The 18,523-nt window shown below is 40.7% G+C and carries 17 protein-coding genes; 4 read left to right on the top strand and 13 right to left on the bottom strand.

Annotated elements, in window-relative coordinates; genetic code table 11:
* Nucleotides 1-235: 235 nt before the first annotated feature.
* The 8 genes from NSP_RS11035 to NSP_RS11000 all read right to left on the bottom strand — a co-directional run bounded on the left by NSP_RS11035 (nt 236) and on the right by NSP_RS11000 (nt 6,773).
* Entirely contained in the window at nt 236-1,075 is an 840-nt protein-coding gene (locus tag NSP_RS11035; RefSeq protein WP_006198301.1) for a phycobilisome rod-core linker polypeptide, read from the bottom strand.
* Between the two features lie 95 nt (nt 1,076-1,170).
* Complete coding sequence (locus NSP_RS11030) at nt 1,171-1,767, bottom strand: HEAT repeat domain-containing protein (protein ID WP_006198302.1); 597 nt, start codon at nt 1,765-1,767, stop codon at nt 1,171-1,173.
* A gap of 81 nt (nt 1,768-1,848) precedes the next feature.
* Nucleotides 1,849-2,679, bottom strand: a complete 831-nt coding sequence (locus NSP_RS11025; RefSeq protein ID WP_017804074.1) for a HEAT repeat domain-containing protein — start codon at nt 2,677-2,679, stop codon at nt 1,849-1,851.
* Between the two features lie 9 nt (nt 2,680-2,688).
* Entirely contained in the window at nt 2,689-2,931 is a 243-nt protein-coding gene (locus NSP_RS11020) for a phycobilisome linker polypeptide (RefSeq protein ID WP_006199262.1), read from the bottom strand.
* Between the two features lie 37 nt (nt 2,932-2,968).
* Nucleotides 2,969-3,829: a phycobilisome linker polypeptide gene (locus NSP_RS11015; protein ID WP_006199263.1), complete on the bottom strand. Its 861-nt coding sequence runs from the start codon at nt 3,827-3,829 to the stop codon at nt 2,969-2,971.
* A gap of 222 nt (nt 3,830-4,051) precedes the next feature.
* On the bottom strand, nt 4,052-4,543 hold the full coding sequence (gene cpcA / locus NSP_RS11010; RefSeq protein ID WP_017804073.1) for a phycocyanin subunit alpha: 492 nt from the start codon (nt 4,541-4,543) through the stop codon (nt 4,052-4,054).
* Between the two features lie 78 nt (nt 4,544-4,621).
* Nucleotides 4,622-5,143 carry a phycocyanin subunit beta gene (locus tag NSP_RS11005; RefSeq protein WP_017804072.1) on the bottom strand — a complete coding sequence of 174 codons (522 nt, stop codon included), beginning with the start codon at nt 5,141-5,143 and terminating at the stop codon, nt 4,622-4,624.
* A 700-nt stretch (nt 5,144-5,843) separates the two neighbouring features.
* Nucleotides 5,844-6,773, bottom strand: coding sequence for an RluA family pseudouridine synthase (locus tag NSP_RS11000; protein ID WP_006198839.1), 930 nt, complete (start codon nt 6,771-6,773; stop codon nt 5,844-5,846).
* Nucleotides 6,774-8,529: 1,756 nt separating this feature from the next.
* On the opposite strand from NSP_RS11000, the gene NSP_RS10995 reads away from it, so the two are divergent.
* Nucleotides 8,530-9,606 (top strand): response regulator, encoded by a 1,077-nt coding sequence (locus NSP_RS10995; protein WP_006198840.1) that lies wholly within the window; start codon nt 8,530-8,532, stop codon nt 9,604-9,606.
* A gap of 43 nt (nt 9,607-9,649) precedes the next feature.
* Here the strand turns inward: NSP_RS10995 and NSP_RS26535 are convergent, their stop codons facing one another.
* From NSP_RS26535 to NSP_RS10985, 3 genes are read right to left on the bottom strand one after another with little or no spacing between them, the layout of a single operon-like run.
* Nucleotides 9,650-10,009, bottom strand: coding sequence for a hypothetical protein (locus NSP_RS26535; RefSeq protein ID WP_049950102.1), 360 nt, complete (start codon nt 10,007-10,009; stop codon nt 9,650-9,652).
* 14 nt (nt 10,010-10,023) lie between these two features.
* Nucleotides 10,024-10,500 carry a class I SAM-dependent methyltransferase gene (locus NSP_RS26530; protein WP_006198842.1) on the bottom strand — a complete coding sequence of 159 codons (477 nt, stop codon included), beginning with the start codon at nt 10,498-10,500 and terminating at the stop codon, nt 10,024-10,026.
* Between the two features lie 18 nt (nt 10,501-10,518).
* The gene (locus NSP_RS10985; RefSeq protein WP_006198843.1) at nt 10,519-11,718 is read right to left on the bottom strand and encodes an FAD-dependent monooxygenase; all 1,200 of its coding nucleotides are present in this window, start codon (nt 11,716-11,718) and stop codon (nt 10,519-10,521) included.
* Nucleotides 11,719-12,072: 354 nt separating this feature from the next.
* On the opposite strand from NSP_RS10985, the gene NSP_RS10980 reads away from it, so the two are divergent.
* Complete coding sequence (locus NSP_RS10980) at nt 12,073-12,312, top strand: hypothetical protein (RefSeq protein WP_006198844.1); 240 nt, start codon at nt 12,073-12,075, stop codon at nt 12,310-12,312.
* Nucleotides 12,313-12,423: 111 nt separating this feature from the next.
* Here NSP_RS10980 and NSP_RS10975 read toward each other — a convergent pair whose 3' ends face one another.
* Nucleotides 12,424-13,185 (bottom strand): GDYXXLXY domain-containing protein, encoded by a 762-nt coding sequence (locus NSP_RS10975; protein WP_006198845.1) that lies wholly within the window; start codon nt 13,183-13,185, stop codon nt 12,424-12,426.
* Nucleotides 13,186-13,356: 171 nt separating this feature from the next.
* Nucleotides 13,357-14,787: a DUF2157 domain-containing protein gene (locus tag NSP_RS10970; protein ID WP_006198846.1), complete on the bottom strand. Its 1,431-nt coding sequence runs from the start codon at nt 14,785-14,787 to the stop codon at nt 13,357-13,359.
* Nucleotides 14,788-14,907: 120 nt separating this feature from the next.
* Here NSP_RS10970 and NSP_RS10965 point away from each other — a divergent pair, with 120 nt between their 5' ends.
* Nucleotides 14,908-15,888 carry an RsmB/NOP family class I SAM-dependent RNA methyltransferase gene (locus tag NSP_RS10965; protein WP_006198847.1) on the top strand — a complete coding sequence of 327 codons (981 nt, stop codon included), beginning with the start codon at nt 14,908-14,910 and terminating at the stop codon, nt 15,886-15,888.
* A 167-nt stretch (nt 15,889-16,055) separates the two neighbouring features.
* Nucleotides 16,056-18,521 (top strand): dynamin-like GTPase family protein, encoded by a 2,466-nt coding sequence (locus NSP_RS10960; protein WP_017804071.1) that lies wholly within the window; start codon nt 16,056-16,058, stop codon nt 18,519-18,521.
* Nucleotides 18,522-18,523: the final 2 nt, after the last annotated feature.

Genomic DNA, 18,523 nt, shown 5'->3' with positions numbered 1-18,523 from the left:
TACAGCAGTTTTTATTGAGATGAAATCCAAATTTATCTGTGTTCATCTGTGTACTCTGCGAGAAGCCGCTAACGCGTCTACATCTGTGGTTGATTATCTTTTGATCTCAGCTGTTACTCATTTAACTTGCATCATGAGGACGGGCAAGATGCCCATCCCACAAGATATTCAGTCAATAGATGGGTTTTAGCTGATTCAACCCACGTGCAAACTCCTGTAACTCAGCACTCAGGTCTTAATTTGTGGGATTTGCAGGGATGTAACGGTAAGGTAGGGCAACGGCTACAGGTTTCATGGTTGGTTGGGGAGTACCAATTTCACGGGAGTTGTCGGGAATCTTGATATCTTTGATTTGTGAGGTGACTGTAGCTATTGTCCGTTGGTAGTTAAATTCCGGGGCGAGAATTTCTCCGGCCATGCTCATGAAATTGGCGGGAATAATTCGGCGAATCTCTTCTTTACTGGCAACGCCTGTGGTGCGGGCGTTGTAGAAGGAACGACCACCGATAGATTCTAACATCATGCGATCGCGCCAGTATGAACCGTAGCGAGGATTAACTAAGTTAAAGGGTCTGTCTTTATAGCGACGGCGTTGAAAAGGTACGATGTCATCACCAAAGTTTTGCAGATATTCTTCACTATCTAACAAGGTATCGATGAAACCGTGTAATCCTTTTGTACCAATCACAATAGACCAAGCAATTTCTTCGTCTTTGTTGTAGGCGGCGCGTCCGACAAACCGCTTTAAGGTGATGTCAACTAAGCGGTAGTTGGTATTAATATCTGCTACTTGTGTGCGGTAAACTTCCGATTTACCCAATCCCCGGATAAAATCGCGGACGTTAATTGCCCGATTCCGCAGTTGAGATTCCAGAAACTTTTGGCGATTACTGGCAATGATTAAGTGTTCGCTAAAGATTTGCCGATATGCTGCCCAGATAATGGCATCAATATCTGTATCTGAGGTAGCAGCAGCTAACCGATACATGGTGGGCGTGTCTTCGTTGGGTACTTCGTAACCTTCTACACGCTGATTTTGCGTGGTATATGAATAATTCAGTAATGGTATTGACATATTTACTTTTTCCTTGTTTTATGATATGTAAGTCAGAAACCAGCGATCGCAGAAATTCAAAGTTACTAACTGATAACTGGTAACTGTTCACTGATTCAAACAGCCACCTGCACACGAGCGCGAATTGCTTTTTCGTCATCAGTGGCTAACATCTGGTCAAATCTCGTCTGAATGGGTTGCTGTAAATCAGGTATTTTCGCCAAGGCTTGTAAACCGACAACAGCAGCATAACGGATTGACCATTCTGAGTCTTGAGAAATAAACAGCAGGGTTTCCAAGGCTTTGTTCAGCGCTGTTTCCCTGTCGGCAGAGTCGAGTTTATGCCAGTTTAAATTTCCCAATCCCTTGGCAGCAGCACGGCGGACACTGGGAGCAAAGTCTGTGGCTGCGGCTGTGATTAAAACGTCTATAGCACGGGGGTCTGCGATCGCTGCTAAAGTACGAATCGAATAAGCCCGTGCGCCATAGTTATAATCGTCTATCTGGGATAGCAATTGTGGCACTGCTATTTCTCCCATTTCGGTCAATGCTGCCACCGCCACGGTTGCTGCGGATGGGTTGTTATAGCCAAACACCGCAATTAACGTGGGAATAGCGGCGACATCTTTTGCTGCTGCCAAGTTTTGTACTGCCGTTACCATATTGGCTGGTGTATCTGCCTGGGCGACGGCACGAATTAATTCATCAGTCATTAGTAAACGGTCGGTAATTAATCATCAATAGTCATTGGCTACTCATCATTCAACTAATGACTAATAACTAATGACTAATGACTATAAAAGTGAATCCATCAAGTTCATCACCTGGATAGCATTGTCAGAAACAGACAAAACATCGAACTCTGGGGTGAGTTGATGCTCTAGTAATCCTTTGAGGGCAATGAGTTTGAAGCTATTTTCTACCTGAGCGATCGCGATCGCCTCTGCTGCTGCCATGTATCCAATTGCACCCAAATCCGTTAAAACCAAGCGGCGCAATTTCAGGTCACTGCTGGACAAAGTTTTGACTAACCTATCCCCATAAACAGGGTCTTGTGTTAGTTGGTACATTGCTCTCGCGGCGGCACACTGTACGCCTGGGATTTCATGCTCTAAAAACGGTGCAATTAAAGAAATAGCCTCAGTTGCACCAATAGCTCCCAAGGCTTCTATTACCGCTTCATAGGGCTGGGTGAGATGAGGGCGACCCATTACTTGCACGGCCTGGGCAACACCCCCATCTAACATTTTTATGAGGGCTGGGGCGGCAGTTTTGTCTCGCAACTTTTGCAAAGACTGGGCTGCTGCTTCGCGCACATAAAAATCATGGCATTCCAAGCTCTTAATTAAGCCTGGTATAGCTTTGGCATCACCTAATTTCCCCAATGCTCTGGCTGCATTGCGCCGCAGTGGATAACCTCCCATTTCGGTTCTGTCGGCTTCATCCTCTAACGCTGCAATTAAGGCATCTACGACATCTGGGTGGCTAACTCGAAATTTGCCCAGCCACCAAGCTGCGTAGTAGCGGAGACTTAAATCTGATGATTGCAGGTTGGCGAGTGCTAACTCTGGTGTCAACTGGGGCGCATTTTCTGCTGAATATTCTGACGCACTGGGTTCGTTCATGCCAAGAAATTAGTTCTCGTCAGCGCTCAATGGTGAAATATTGATGATTCTGCCACCTAAGCGGTTAATGCGTTGCATTTCTTCGTTCATCCGACTGTATGGCACTGTGATGAACACACTACCACTGCGACGAATGTCGAATTGATTTTTGTCAGTTTCTGCATTTTGGCGCAAGCCTACGACTTCATAACGAAAGATTCGGCTTGCAGATGAAGAAACGCTACCAGCCCCAAGTGTGGTTTGACCGAACATTACTTCTTATCTCCTGTATGGTTTGAGTAACGCTACCTTATGCTGACGTGATGCTGACGATTTTGCCACCCTGCTTATGAATTTGCTGGATCTTGTCAGAAAGTCGCTCGTAAGGTACGATAAATGCTGTGCTACTCCGTCTGATACTGGGATAGCCGGAACCACGGATTGCTGTAACTTCGATGCGGTACACGCGATCGCCTACACCCACAGCATTTCCTAAATTCTTCTTGGGAGCGACATCTGATGAAGCACGGTAATTCCAGTTATCATTGCTTCCTGATGGTCCCACAATCGAAGAAGATTTATTACTTGCTAAATCCTGCGCTAAACGGGATTTAGTACCTTCTACTTGAGTGCGATCGCTATTGGCATAACCCCGGTATAACCGGAACATCCGCGTAAAGCCGACAGTTTTTTGCCCTGGTTGGTTATCAAAACCACGATAATATGGAACGATATTGTCACCGAAGTTATTTTGGTACTCTGGAGAATCAATATAAGAATCAATTTCCGCGTCGTACCCTTTGTTCTGGTACAAATCTAAGTGGTAAACAACTTCCGCTTCATCGTAGGGTGCGCGTCCCAAAAGATGCTTGTAGTTGAGTTCAATCAACCGAGTTTGAAAACTGTTGTAAAAAAACTTGTTTTTGTAAAGTTCTGATTTCGCAATGCTGCGGACAAACTCCCGCACTGATAAATTGCCATCTCGCAGGAGGGATTCGGCGCTGACTAGACGTTCCGATGCCATCAAATAGTCGTTACCCAAAATTTGCCGATAAGCAGCGCGGATTACAACCTCTGCTTCATCTTTGCTGGCGTTGGGGCGCAGTTCAACTCGACGTGCATCGCTAAAAGGCTCTGTTCCTAGCCTAGATGCTGCTGTTGTAATTGCCATTATTTTTCACCTATTTATTTGCATTTCGGCTATTTGTACCGAGTGCTGACTTTACTCAAACCTTTTTTATTTCTCTGCTAAATAAAAGTTTGCCCGGAGCGAGATTCAACTGCTAGATGAGCCAGAACGGTCTTTTTGTTTGACAAAACGAGCGACTGGTGAACCCCAAAGGGTTGACTAACTCCATCCAACACTTGCATCCTGATCCGGGCAAGATACTATTTAGCTAAGAGCGTTGATAGCGTAGTCAAAGTAGGTGTTGGCTTCGTTAGCAGCTTGTCCACTCAAACCATGATTGGCTTTCATGTACTTGATAGCTTCAACGTACCAGCTAGGAGACAAATCAAAGGAGCTGTTGATTTCAGACAAGCCAGCAATCAAGAACTCATCCAAAGGACCTGTACCACCAGCAACTAAGCTGTAGGTAACGATGCGTAGGTAGTGACCAACGTCACGAGCGCACTTGGACTTACCACGGCTGTCAGCAGCGTACTGAGGGCCTGGTGTTTGGGTGGTGTATGGAAATTTTTGGTAAACAGCTTGGGTTGCACCATCAATCAACTTTTGAGCGTTGGAGGTCAAAGCACGAGCAGCTTCCATGCTGGCAATAGCACGTACATAACGACCGTTAACTGCTTGCAGTTCGGTGTTGCCTAAAAAACTTCCTTGGGTATCAGCAGATGCGATCGCTTCGGTAATTGGTGTTTTAACCATTTCTAAAATCTCCTTGGTATTTCGTAAATTTTTGGTTTGATTACCTAAATATTTAGGTGTTGGACTTTGTTATTGATATTAAGCAACAGCAGCAGCAGCACGATCAAAGTAGCTAGCTACTTCAGACATCAAATTGCTGCAATCACCCTTGGTGATGCCGTTAGGATCGTTAGCTAGGCCAACAGCAGCATCTTTCATTTTTTGAACGCCGACAGCTACAGAAGATCCAGGAGTTCCTAGAGCTTGGTAGGTTTCGCGCAAGCCGTTTAAGCAGCGATCATCTAGAACACTAGCATCACCAGCCAAGATAGCGTAGGTAACGTAACGCAAGATGATTTCCATGTCGCGCAAACAAGCAGCCATACGACGGTTTGTGTAAGCGTTTCCACCAGCAGCAATCAATTGGGGTTGTTCTTCAAACAAAGAACGAGCCGCGTTGGTAACAATAGCTGATTGATTGCTGGTGATGCGGTTAACAACATCTAAGCGCTTGTTGCCTTCTTTAACAACGTTGGTTAAAGCGTCTAATTGCTCGTTGCTTAAAAACTCGCCTCTGGAGTCAGCTTGAGAAACTACCTTGGTGAATACATCTAATGTCATGGACTTTAATCTCCTAATTTGTGAGATGTCTAGATTAAAACTAGCAATGTTTATGGTTAAAAACAGACTGGGGATCAAACCGCTTCTCACCTTAGTCTCATAATTCCCTGTCACCAAATGAACGAGCAATTATGAGAACCTGGGGTAATTTATGAGAAATGGGCAAACTTGATTAAATGGATGCCTTGTTTGACTTTTGTCTGTCATTTAACCCCTTCAGCTTATGTTTATACAATGCCATAGATCCTTTATTTGTTACAAATTATGAATAAATAAGATGACCGAATAAGAACCACCTCAAATGCTTTACATATAAGGACTTTGCCTGAGAAATCGCCCAAAATTGCTTTACATTACTTCATGTCTGTTACAAATCGCCGGAAAATTCCAGAGTTTTAGATTTTATTAATTTTTCTAGAAGTATTGAAAATACAGGACATGGCAGTTTTTATGAGTATTTTTAGCCAGTGCAGTTTTTATTAAAAGATGTTAAGATAGTCTGTTGACCTGTTACTTAAAATGGTGATCAACTGATCTTTTTACAGCAAAAAAGCCCAAAAAACTTTACAAATCTAAATATAGGGGAATAGGGAGGAGTCAAGTCCCACCTATTTCTGTTTGTCCTCTACCCCTTCTTGCTTAATCCGTATGCAACGTTCGTAATTGAAGCATCTACCTTAAGGATGATATGTTCATAATTTTAACTAGCAACTCGTCGCCGGAGAATTTCTAGCAAAGTTGTAAATGTTTGGGGAGGGGGAGCTGTCACCTCAATCAAATTCTCAGAAATTGGATGTTGCAATTTTAATCGCCATGCGTGCAGTGCTTGACCATTTAATTTGACCCCCACGGAATGAGCCGAACTATAAATGGGGTCGCCAACGATGGGATGACCGATTTTAGCGCTGTGGACACGAATTTGATGGGTGCGTCCTGTTTCTAATTGAAAGAGGACTAATGTCTGGTTTCCTAGTCTTTCTAAGATTTGCCAATGAGTTACCGCATTACGTCCGCCTTTTTCTATAGGGACTACTGCCATTTTTTTTCTATCTTGGGGATGACGACCAATGGGTTCGTCGATCTTGCCATTTTCGGTTTTCGGCGCACCGTAAACTACGCCTAAGTATTCTCGTCTGGCAGTTTTTGCTTGGAGTTGGGCTTGGAGGCTGTGATAGGCAATATCGGTTTTAGCGATCGCGATCGCCCCTGTTGTATCCTTATCCAATCGATGCACAATCCCTGGACGCTGGACACCGCCAATTCCGGGGAGGTTGGGACAATGTGCTAACAAAGCATTGACCAAAGTCCCATCAGGATGACCGGGTGCGGGATGGACGACTAAGCCAGCAGGTTTGTTGAGAATCAGTAAGTGGTCGTCTTCATAGAGGATATCGAGGGGTATATCTTGGGCTTGCACTTGTAGGGGTTGAACTTCTGGGATTTCTAAGGTAATGCGATCGCCTGCTTTGACAGTGATTTTTTTAGTTGTGCAAATTTGCTCATTTAGGTGAACATTTCCCTGTTCAATTAATTGCTGGATGCGAGAACGAGATAAATTAGGTAAATTTTCGGAAAGGTAGCGGTCAAGGCGTTCGCCTGTTTCTTCGACTTGTAAATTAAATGCGGTCACAATTGTTTAAAATGAATTCCTCTTTATTGGAGTAAAGCACGGATATCTTTAATTTTAACGAACTGCTGAACAACAAAGAAATTTAGATGCGATCGCCAGTCATGAAGCGATACCAACAGATATTATTCATCTTGATGTATTAGATCCAGGACTTACGCAACAATTGCCAAAAATCTTGATTTATAACCGCCAAGTCGCCTTGGCGCTAGCCTCTCCCTTTGGGAGAAGAACGCCAAGAAAACCTAAATTATGCGTAAGTCCTAAGATCAATAACTGAATATATCTTGTCTATCAACCCTTGCGATCATGACATTTGTTCTATGTGTTATCCATATTCATGTAACAATTATTCTTTTACAGCCATCCCGTGTAAGCACTGTAACTCTTGTAAAATTAGATTTTGCCAAAAAAACTATATAAAATTGTCCTGATTTTTTATTCATATTTCCTTTACTTATTCATTATTATATTTACAAATTTTTGGAGATTTTTTCCTAAAAATATAGTAATCTAAAAATTAGTAAGCAACCTATTTGCTCTCTACCATTTAGCTGAAAAGCGCTATTTTGGTGGTATAGCAACCTCCAAGGTGGTTAGGACATGGCAAAAGTCTAAAACCCATTCACAGTAGGGGCGAGTTTACTAATATCCTCGTTGATGTTGAATGATATCTATGTAGCTTGCGTGGCGTAGCCATACCCGCCCCTAGTTTTGACCTTTGACTTTTGCTATATTTAGTACCATGTGATTTACTTCGCTGTAAATTTGGAATATAGCACTCAAAATGGTTCAGGGTGATTATCTTCTACTGAGTCCGGCACTATTAACGTTGACTACAAGCGCTCGTGATTTAAAATTAAGTCTGGATAATTAACGAAGATGACCACAGTTATCGCACCCCAACCCCACTACACCAGTCAGTAAAAATTAGACAAAGTTCGCTACCCACTGGCTCACCAAGACCTCCTTTGCAGGTGGCGCAGGGAGATCAAGTATAGCTTTGTTCCGGTGGGATTCTGGGTTCAATCGGTAATCTATCAGACATGAGATAAATTATTAGCTCAATCGCCCTTGACAAGAATTTACCTGACTAGAGAGAAACTCTACAAGAGCAAAATTGTGGAAGATACTGCATCAGAGGAATACTTAGTCAATTAAATACATTGCATTTTAGCTGAACTATCTTAAAGTGCTTACTTACTGCAATTACCATGTAGTAACTACGGATAGAAACAATACTTTTGCTACTGATGGGCTAGAGCCAATAGTCTGTGTGCGGCACTTAGGTTACTGTTAAACAGGACTTACGCAACAATTGCCAAAAATCTTGATTTATCTAACCGCCTTCGCGCAGCGTATGCCCCCAGGGCTTTAGTCGCCCGCGCGCAGCGATGCCCGCAAGGGCTGTAGAACGCCAAGAAAACGTAAATTATGCGTAAGTCCTATTAAATTAGCCTCTTAGCGAAATCACAGACAATCAAATTGTTTTTCAAATACTATTTTCGGTTAACCAGTGGGATTATTTTGCTGTTTTACAAAAGCATGGTTGGGTCTACCACAGCAAATTCTAGTTCGATGAACTATAGCTTACCAGATATTGGGAAATTAGGAGTTAGGGGTGAAGAATCTCTGTACTAACTCCAATATGACCGCTATATTTAGCTGAACACTACTTTTGAAAATCTCTGTGTAAACTCCCAACAAGTTATTCACTAATTTTGATAGTGGCTGTTAACTACATCTCAAATCTGTGCCGATGAAGACACTTCCCATTAATAGATATAGATTTTTCCAAAAACTTCAACCCATTTCTCTTTTAAAAAAAATCACCAGTAAGACTGTTAATGGTTGTTTGCAAGTATTTAGCACAACTGGTTCTTGGTCAATCTATATAGAAGAGGGTAAGCTGATTTATGCCTGCTACTCTGAGAAAATGTTTGAGCCGCTTTACAGAAACTTGCAAAGCTTAAGTCAGCAAATCTCAACACTTCCTGATGGAATTGAGCAGCAATTGCAGGCGATATTTGAAAATGGTATTGAGGATCAAACTATACCTAACCCAGATTATCTGGCTATTTGTTGGTTAGTAACTCAAAAATACATTAGTCCGGCTCAAGCAGCAATGCTCATAGAGTTACTGGCGCTAGAAGTTTTGGAGACATTTTTGAGCTTAGAAGAGGGAAGTTATGAATTTGTCTTGGAAAGCTTTCTCGATGATATGCCAAAGTACTGTCATCTAAATATCCGTTTATTAGTCGAACAGCTTCAAACCGGTCGCCGTCAGGGAACCAACAAAGACGCATCGCCAGTTGTGCGGTTAAATCAGCCGCAAATTTCCACACAACCTGCACAAAAATCTCCTAGAGTCAGTGAAGCTCAGAAAACGGTATACTCTCACAGTGTATCAACTAACAATATTCATAATATTAATCATAGCGGTCAGCCAACTCAAGCACCTGCTGATAGAAAACTTTATAAAATACTCTGTATTGATGACAGTCCTACGGTATTAAACACTATTAAAAATTATTTAGATGAACAAATATTTACTGTGATTACAATTACTGATTCTTGGAATGTTTTAACTCAAATTTTCCGGATTAAACCAGATGTAATTTTATTAAAAGTTGAAATGCCTAATCTGAATGGTTATGAGTTATGCTCTTTGTTACGTAAGCACTCATCTTTTAAAAATACGCCTGTAATTATGGTGACAGGTAAAACAGGGCTGATAGATAGAGCTAGAGCAAAGCTAGTGAGAGCTTCAGGCTTTTTAGCTAAACCTTTTATCCAAGGGGATTTATTGAAAATAATCTTTCAACACATCAGCTAATTAGTTGATAGTAAATGTCATAAATATCTTATTTAATGATAATTTACAATTTTTGCACAATGTAAAAGACATAACTATAATATTTAGAGTATTTACGATAAAGGTCGATCTCAAATTGCTCCATATTGATCACTTCCAGAGCTTCTGTATCATCTTGGTAATGCTTTCGTAAACCGTGTAATTTTTCTTCTAAAGGTTGATAGTAATGATTCCACCAAGCTGATTCTGGGAGGACAAAATAGTCAATGATTTTGTAGCCACTATTTTGGATAATCTTTAAATTACCTTCAATATCCTGCATGGCTGGATAACCCTCATGCCAAAATTCCTTTAATTCAGTTGGTGCGTTAGGTTTAAGCCATGTAAGTTCTGAAGCTACTAAATACCCTCTCTGATTTAACAAGGGTTTCCATTGCTTCAGTCCATTTTCAAACCCATAGGACTTACGCAATAACTCTCTGCAACCCTCTTTCCTTCGTGTCCTTCGCGTTCTTTGTGGTTCGTTTTTTCATGATTTTGCGTAAGTCCTGACCCAATAATGTATATTGAACCTTCCGCCCAAATAATATCAAAACTTGCATCCGGAAAATCAAGAGCAAACATATCAGCGTTGATTACAGTAATCTTTTCTGATAATCCTTGCTGAAGCACTTTCTGTTTGAGTTCATTTACATAAAAAGGATGATTATCAATAGCAATAATTGTGCCATTAGTCAAGCTGGCTAAGTCTAAAGTCTGAAAGCCAGGGCCACAACCGATATCGATAATTTTGGGATGTGGTGGTAAATCAACCAATTTTAAAAAAGCATTTTTCGTAGATATTGAATCACCAGGCCCTTCTCTGGGTATATTCTGATGAATTTGAAAAAATATATCTTTCTGTTTATTATTCATATTGACTATTCAGCTAACTTAAACCTTTAGCCTTACCTGTGTTATGCCTTGACGCATTTCACGTTGTCGCCTTAACCAAGATAGTTTAATTATTGTACGCAGTAAGGGCGCAAATTGTACCAAGAGCGATCGCACTAATAAATTTTTTCGCAGTAGTTCCCCTTGAGCAGCTTCGTGTAACTGAAGTTGCTGGGCGCGGATAATTTCTGGCTCACGTTCTGCTTGAATATTTGATAGTGCTGTATCAATTTTTTGGTGTTCAGCATCTGCTGACAATAACGGGACTAAATAATTAGCCGCAACAATCACATCACGCAATGCTATATTTATACCTTGAGCGCGCACAGGAGACATGGGATGTGCAGCATCACCTAGAAGCAGTATCCCTGGTGCGTGCCATTTTGGACAACAACCAACCACAACAGACAGTTTAATGGGAGATTCGATGCTATCTGCATGATTGCGGAAATGTTCTGCTAGCCATGCGGGGGATAATGAAGCAAAAATTTCTGCCCAGTTTGCTTGCTTGTAGTCGGTTTTTTCCTTTGCGGAAATTACATAAGCTAAATGTAATTTATCTGACTCTGCGCCATGAAATATACTAAAAATGCAATTGTTATTTACAATCGTCCGAAACACATTATCATCTGCAAACTTAGGGCTAGCAGCCAACTTAAACCAGAGAATATCGATACTTTTGGGCTGACAGACTAATTTTAATCCAGCACGTTCTCGCACAATTGAGTTACGACCATCCGCCCCAATCACCAAATCAGCCGTCAGTGGTCGCCCATCACTGAGTATAACACCAGCAACACGCTCATTACTCCAAAATAAATCTTTTACAGAAACACCCTGGATAAATTCAAATCCATCATAGGTTTGAGCTTCCCCAATCAAAGCTTTCAGTAATGGCGGTTGTGAAACCAGTGTACAGGGACGAGTAGACCCCATTGGCTCCTCGACGCGAAATAACTGTTTTCCCTGAATAATAAACTCCCACCCATCGAGTTTTCGAGCCGGAATATCTTCCAACAGCGCAGATAGTCCCATTTGTTCCAGCGCATCTAACCCACTAGGCATTAAACCCTCACCGCGAAATACCCGATGAAAGTCTTTTGCAGCTTCAATGAGTGTGACATTAATCCCAGCTTTTACCAGGAGTAAAGCCAGTGCTGCGCCTGTGGGACCAGCGCCTACAATGATAATTTGTGCCATTCCATACCTCAAATATGTATTGATGTGAAAATGTCAGGACTAAAATCTTGGATAACAACGCTTAACTAACAGGACTTACGCAAATTTATGGAAAAAAAACCACTCCAGGCACAGAGTACACTGAGTCAAGAGGGTTTCAGAGAGTTTTTGCGTAAGTTCTATATTACTATCATGCTATACCAAGTAATATCAAAATTCTGGTTTTGTAGCGAAGGTTACTATCCGCCCCTAAACACAAATATTTTCTCGCCGCATATGACTTGTTAGATACTGATAATTTGTAGCGAATTTATTCAAACAGCTGTAGAGTAGTTGAGGTCATGTAACTCATCCTCACCTTTAAAGCATCCATCTATGGATAGAAAAACCAAGCGCCTGCTAATGCTCGTTTTTTCCTGTAGTCTAACTGGTGTAATTCTAGGCGGTACATCCAGTTGGGCAGAAAGTAATCTTTGCTTGCAATCTGAGACAGTTACAAGCGATTGTCTAAAACAAGAACCCATACAGAAAACTATACAAGGAATGAGTACCGGTTTGGTAGCAGGCGTAGGTGCAGCTGGCGGCGCAGCATGGAATATCCGCGATCAAGATTAATTTGTAACACAGCATTCCTATTTTAGATATAGAATTTGAGCAACGCCTGGGCGTTGCTCTGTTCTGAGAGTAAACAACTTCTAACCTATGGGCATTTTTGCCAAATCAGGGTTAAAAACTATAATTGCGATAGTTACGCTCGTCGAAAGCATCGCGCACCCACAAACTAACGGGTACAGCATTACCTTGAGGATCTACTTTGACTCTCACCGTAATCGGTCGAATTTGTCTTCCTCTATTTCCTCTAGTTTGCTGAACGCTTTGGAAGATATCGTTACTAATTTGCTGCCGTTGTTGTTCTGGAAGGTAATATGTTTCTACCCCATAAATAATGGCATTATCTTGATACACGCCTTTTAAGGCTACTTGATTACTGGGAAGAGATTCGGGCAGAATGCTACTGACTCTGACTGGTCTCCAAGCTCTGGGAACACCACGACCAGAGGAAATTTGTTGCTCTTGCAAAATCACATACAAATTGGTTCCAGATAACAGTTGTCTGTTTCGCCCCTGATTTCTCCTGAGTAAATCATCCCAACCGGGAAGCCTTCGCAAATTTTCCACACGGGATATATTGTATTCCAGTTGTAGGGAAAAATCTTGAACAACATTCTGAGGGTCTTGAGGCACTGTTTCCAAAATTACATTCCTACCCGCTATATTAGTATACATTGCTTGGGTAGGAACTGCTAGAATTATTCCGGCTTGAATTAACAGGGGAACTAATAGCCGCCAAAAAGGTAGAGGTTGGTTAGCTTTTTGTTCAGTAGCAATCAGGTAATCTCGAAAAGTCAGCTTCTCGGAGAATTCGACTTCAGGGGATAATGTTCTAAATGATTGATTTCCACTCGATTCAGAGGAATTACTGCTCATACTCGTAGTCCTAAAATGAAGAGTTATTTATCACAAATGTGTCTGGTTCAATTACCAGAATTAGGACTGACGCAGAGATTCTCTAAACAGAGTAAAACACAGAGATTTTCCTAGTATAAGTCAGCTTAAACAATTCACCCACTTAAAATGTCTCCAACCCTGACATAACTCTCATTGCGAATTAGAATTAGAGCCAGCAGGTAAGCGACGTTCAAACCACAGCCCAGCGCTAATTAATGCTGAACCGCATAGAACAAAGACAAGGGACTGAAAGAGTCGGTCGGTGTCGTATTCTATCGCCCGACTAATAATTTGCAGTGTTAACAATAGCATACCTCCCCAGAAGGTGCTTCTGTTATTTAACTTTAATCCTTCTCGCATTAGCCCGAATGCTAAAAATGCCAAAAGGACATTGAAAATGAAACTACCTAATTCATCAATGCGGGTAATACCTAGATGCCAGAAAGGTGTAATAATGATGAAAGCCAAAAAGGTAGTTACAACAGCAATTGTGAAAATCACTTCCCGGCGAGGCGGGTTATTTCTCAGACGCAGCAGCGACAACCATTGTAATACAGCTAAACCACTGAGAATTCCTAAATCGATCACAGGCAGAGACATGAATAGGTTATTTGTGGTAGTTGGCACAACAGAATTAAATGTTGGGGCTACCCATTGCCAACGAAAAGACAAGGCATAAAACACCAGTCCAAAAAATATCAATGCTAAGTTACGGGCGAGAGGTTGAAATAGCCTGTAATTGATTGTCGGGAACAGCAAATCGTCATAACTCCAGAATAATGCAGGAGGCAGTGCAAAAGCAAAAGATGCCAGCCAAGGAGCCATATTAGCAAAATTCAGCAGTGGTAGAGGATTGAGATTCAACTGCAACGTACCAGTAAAAACTAAGGCTGCTAAGGTGAAAATCCAGCGTGAGCGACAAAAGTATGCTAAGGGTACAAATAGTAACCACGATAACAAGGGCATATGTCGAACTACCAAACGTACCCAATTCCAGTCGCCCGCAGAAACCAAAAATTCTCCTCTTCCTATCCAATAACCGATTTGGATGAGAATAATTGCCATAATTCCCAGGGAACTTAAGGACAGACTATAAGCCATGACCAAAACACCAAATCCCCAGGCAAAAAACAGTCCGGGAGTGGAACCGTTAATATTGAAAATCTGTGCCATTAGCACGATATTTGCGCCTAAAATAAAAGCGCTTAAAATTAGTAGGGCTTCTCCCAGGATGCGTTTGCTTTGTTGCTGTTTATTTTGTTGATTGTTGCCTAATTTACTTTCTCTCCATGTATAAAAACCAGTGATACTAGTTGATAGAAACAAACTCATCATTAAGATGAATTTAACTTCTCGTGACCATAATTGCCAGTTTGCTGCTACAAAGGTAATTATACCTAAACACAAAAGGATACTACCTATAGAAATCACAATTACCACAAAGCGATCGCGTGCAGCAGCTTCGAGGTTATTAAATCGATAACGTTGTGCTAGGTCTTGGTACTGCGAAGCGCTAATTAGTCCTTCATCTCGCCACAATTGTGCTTCTCGGCGTAATTTTTGCGGAAAATTATCTAACATTTATGACCATCTCCGGTGCAGTGGGTTAACTGAGCAATCATTATCAGAATGGCGGTCATTATACTTTTAGTATGCAGCCAAAACCCTGAATAGCATTGTTCTTCTGTAACAGTTTTATTAATGGAAAAACCATCAAATTTATTACTCAAACTCTCGCGGCGTTTGTTTGAAAACCCTGATAAACAAGAAAAATTTATTGATTCATTAATTAATCCTCAGCCTTTTAATCCTGCTATTCTTTGGTGTCAAAATAAGCCAGACATACTGCCTTTTCCCGTAGAATTACCAACAAATTGGCAACCAGATTTTGTAGACCGTTTATTATTAGGAGAAAAGCCCGGTAAACATCCCCTACATCAACAAGGTTATTTTTATTGTTTAGATTTCTCTTCAGTTTTTGCAGCTTCAGTTTTATTAACAATTCCTCAGCCGGTGGGTTTAGTTTTTGATATGTGTGCTTCCCCAGGTGGGAAGAGTGTGTTTGCTTGGAAAGCTTTGCAACCTGATTTACTAATTAGTAATGAAGTGATTGGTAAACGTTTGGGGATGCTGATTTCTAATTTAAAACGCTGTGATATTAGCCCTTGTACTGTGGTTAATCGAGATTCTAGTATTTTTGCCGAAAATATGCCTTTATGCAGCGATTTAGTCATGGTAGATGCTCCTTGTACTGGGCAATCTTTACTGGCTAAAGGTGAAAAAGCTCCTGGATGTTTTCATCCTACAGCTATTAATAGAAGTGCTAATCGGCAAAAAAGAATTATCGCTAATTCGGCTCAATTAGTTGCACCACAAGGCTATCTGGTTTATATGACTTGTACTTATTCTGCTGAGGAAAATGAGCAGGTTTGTGAATGGTTTTTGTCAAAATTTCCTCAGTTTCAAGCAGTGCGTGTGAGTTATTTAGATGAATATCAGTCTCATTTAAGTAATATTTTTTGTTATCGCATTTTTCCCCAAGATAGGCTGGGTGCGGGTGCATTTACGGTGCTGTTTCAAAATACTGAAGTGGGTAAACCGCAGGAGGTAGATTTGGATGCTTTGTCTGGGGTTTGGATGAATAAGAACCACAGAGGCGCAGAGAACACAGAGAATTTTTAAATGAATTAACTAGGGATATACATAGAATATGCTCAAGCGCATCTATCAGGAGAAATAGTCCGTTAGAGAGATTTAAAGAGAAATCGGGAGATTTTTCCGTAAATTTACTGGAGTATATATCTAGATTTAATTTTAGAATACCCTGAGATATTTAGGGTGAGTTTATCATGTCAGATGTGCCTATTCAGTGTGAGAATTTAGCAGAGCAAGTTGAGTCTATATTAAAACTTTTACAACAAGAACCATCTTTACGTTCTCAAGATGTTATCCCTGTGCGGACTTCTTTGGGTAAAGTGATTTCTCCGAAGTTTGAGATTGTGTTTGCTGGTGCTTTTAGTGCGGGTAAGTCGATGCTGATTAATGCCCTACTAGAACGGGAGTTATTATATAGTGCAGAAGGACACGCTACAGGTACAGAATGCAAAATTGAATATGCAGAACCAAATAATGAACGGGTGGTTTTAACATTTTTAAGTGAAGCAGAAATTCGGGAACAAGCTAGTTTTTTATGTGAAAAGTTGGGATTTAAGAAAACCCTTAATATTAATGAATCTGAAGTAATTAATTTATTGCTTCAAGGTTGTGAAACGATTATTCAAAAGGAAGGTGGAGAAAGTAGATCGGAACGTGCAAAACAAGCGAAGGCTTTAATATTGCTGCTTGATGGGTATGAAGCAAATCGTCAACATATTCATACTATGAATAATGCTACATATTCGATGGAGCAATTTAATTTCTCTAATCTCAAGGAAGCTGCTGGATATGCGCGACGTGGTAGCAATAGCGCTGTTTTAAAACGAATTGAATATTATTGCAACCATCCCCTTTTGGAAGATGGTAATGTCATCATCGACACACCAGGAATTGATGCACCAGTGGCAAAGGATGCACAGTTAACTTACGATAAGATTCAAGATCCCGATACATCGGCGGTTGTATGTGTGTTGAAATCTGCTTCTGCTGGTGATATGACGAAGGAAGAAACGGAACTATTGGAAACAATGCGAGGGAATTCGGGAATACGCGATCGCATTTTCTACACCTTCAACCGCATTGACGAAACTTGGTATAATACCCAGTTAAGGCAGCGTTTAGATGATTTAATTAATCAACAGTTTCGGGATACGAGTAGGGTTTATAAAACCAGTGGATTACTGGGATTTTACGGGAGTCAGATTAAACAGACAAGTATCCAGGATAGATTTGGTTTAGATTCGATTTTTGCGGAGAGTATTAAAAGTCTCAATGGTACAGAAGAAACCCCGCAATTTATTCATGAGTTTAACAAATACTGTATTTCCGGTAAGCTGTCATCCAGTCAGTTCGACATTTCTGTCAAAAATGAAGGTCCCAATAAAAATTATGTGCGGATTTTATCTGAGCATGGAACGCCTTTAATTAATCAGCTAATTAAAGATAGCGGTATTGAGGAATTTAGCACAGCTATTACTAAATATTTGGCTGAAGAAAAGCGTCCACAGTTGTTTAAAAGCCTGGCTGATGATTTGCAAGAAATTTGTATTAAATTACAAAAACATTATCAAGATGAACAAAGATATTTAGATAGTCAACCGCGAGAAATTGAGGCGATGAAGGCGCAAGAATTACAACGCCTGAATCAGCAATTACAGCAAGTTGGTAAAGATTTTCACGATCATATCAAAGATGAAGTCAACCAAATAATTAATAATTACTGTGATGCTTTTGAAGCAGATTTTAAACTACTACAATCACGGATGATTAGGCGTTTAGATGAGTTGCTACATACTTTTTCTGCACTTGATGCTCATGGACGCGCTACTCGCAGTCATCCCCGGAATTCCACTGCGCCTTTACTAGCTATTTTAGTGGAAGCATTATATTATTTCGCGAATCAATTAGAAGATATTTTGATAGATTCTTCCCAACAATTAGTTACTAATTTGTTTGAGAGATTAATCGAGAAGATTCGCAGGTCAGAATACTATCGTCAATTGTATCGGTTATTAGGTAATGATGGCGGTATTGAACAAAAGGTAAAAAATGTAGAAAAAATAGTCTCTCAGGTTTTAATAAGTGATGCTCGTGTAGAATGCGATCGCTACGTCAAAGAAAGTCCTAGATTTTATGATGAAGGCACTTTTTCCATATATCAATTTCGTCAGACATTGCTGCAAACATCCCAAGGTTATGATTCCCAAAGCATAGTAGAAGCAGAACCAGCAATTAGACAATTGTTAAAGTTAGATTTTGAACCGAAGATTCAGAAAACAATTCGCCAAACCTTCCGCCAAACCATCAACCAAACTATCAATACTCAGTTGTTACCAATGGTAGAACAGCAAGCAGATGATATTTTGCAGCAGTACCCCCAAGCGCGTGCTTATTTAGAGCAAAGTCTACAACAAGAAGCGGAAGAAAAAATACTCAAAAATCAACGCTTATTGAGTATTGTTGAACAAAAAATCACAGCTTATAATTCAGCCGTTTCTCAAATCAATAATTGCTTACAGTCCATGCATTTATATGAATTATTACCTGTAATTGGGAAAGAAAATGTGCAGCCTTTGGAAACTGATGCAGAAATTATAGAAGACAATGTGAACGTGAACAATATTTGGGATTCCGAAGATTTAATGGATGTTCTAAATTAATT

It is taken from the genome of Nodularia spumigena CCY9414, assembly GCF_000340565.2.
Classification (GTDB): Bacteria; Cyanobacteriota; Cyanobacteriia; order Cyanobacteriales; family Nostocaceae; genus Nodularia; species Nodularia spumigena.
The sequence above is the reverse complement of the archived record's forward strand: the minus strand, read 5'-3'. Positions and strand labels throughout refer to the sequence as shown.

Coding starts and splice junctions, on each gene's coding strand:
- NSP_RS11035 (WP_006198301.1), bottom strand. CDS start 1,075: ATGTCAATACCATTACTGAATTATTCATATACCACGCAAAATCAGCGT.
- NSP_RS11030 (WP_006198302.1), bottom strand. CDS start 1,767: ATGACTGATGAATTAATTCGTGCCGTCGCCCAGGCAGATACACCAGCC.
- NSP_RS11025 (WP_017804074.1), bottom strand. CDS start 2,679: ATGAACGAACCCAGTGCGTCAGAATATTCAGCAGAAAATGCGCCCCAG.
- NSP_RS11020 (WP_006199262.1), bottom strand. CDS start 2,931: ATGTTCGGTCAAACCACACTTGGGGCTGGTAGCGTTTCTTCATCTGCA.
- NSP_RS11015 (WP_006199263.1), bottom strand. CDS start 3,829: ATGGCAATTACAACAGCAGCATCTAGGCTAGGAACAGAGCCTTTTAGC.
- cpcA (WP_017804073.1), bottom strand. CDS start 4,543: ATGGTTAAAACACCAATTACCGAAGCGATCGCATCTGCTGATACCCAA.
- NSP_RS11005 (WP_017804072.1), bottom strand. CDS start 5,143: ATGACATTAGATGTATTCACCAAGGTAGTTTCTCAAGCTGACTCCAGA.
- NSP_RS10995 (WP_006198840.1), top strand. CDS start 8,530: ATGAAGACACTTCCCATTAATAGATATAGATTTTTCCAAAAACTTCAA.
- NSP_RS26530 (WP_006198842.1), bottom strand. CDS start 10,500: ATGAATAATAAACAGAAAGATATATTTTTTCAAATTCATCAGAATATA.
- NSP_RS10985 (WP_006198843.1), bottom strand. CDS start 11,718: ATGGCACAAATTATCATTGTAGGCGCTGGTCCCACAGGCGCAGCACTG.
- NSP_RS10980 (WP_006198844.1), top strand. CDS start 12,073: ATGGATAGAAAAACCAAGCGCCTGCTAATGCTCGTTTTTTCCTGTAGT.
- NSP_RS10975 (WP_006198845.1), bottom strand. CDS start 13,185: ATGAGCAGTAATTCCTCTGAATCGAGTGGAAATCAATCATTTAGAACA.
- NSP_RS10970 (WP_006198846.1), bottom strand. CDS start 14,787: ATGTTAGATAATTTTCCGCAAAAATTACGCCGAGAAGCACAATTGTGG.
- NSP_RS10965 (WP_006198847.1), top strand. CDS start 14,908: ATGGAAAAACCATCAAATTTATTACTCAAACTCTCGCGGCGTTTGTTT.
- NSP_RS10960 (WP_017804071.1), top strand. CDS start 16,056: ATGTCAGATGTGCCTATTCAGTGTGAGAATTTAGCAGAGCAAGTTGAG.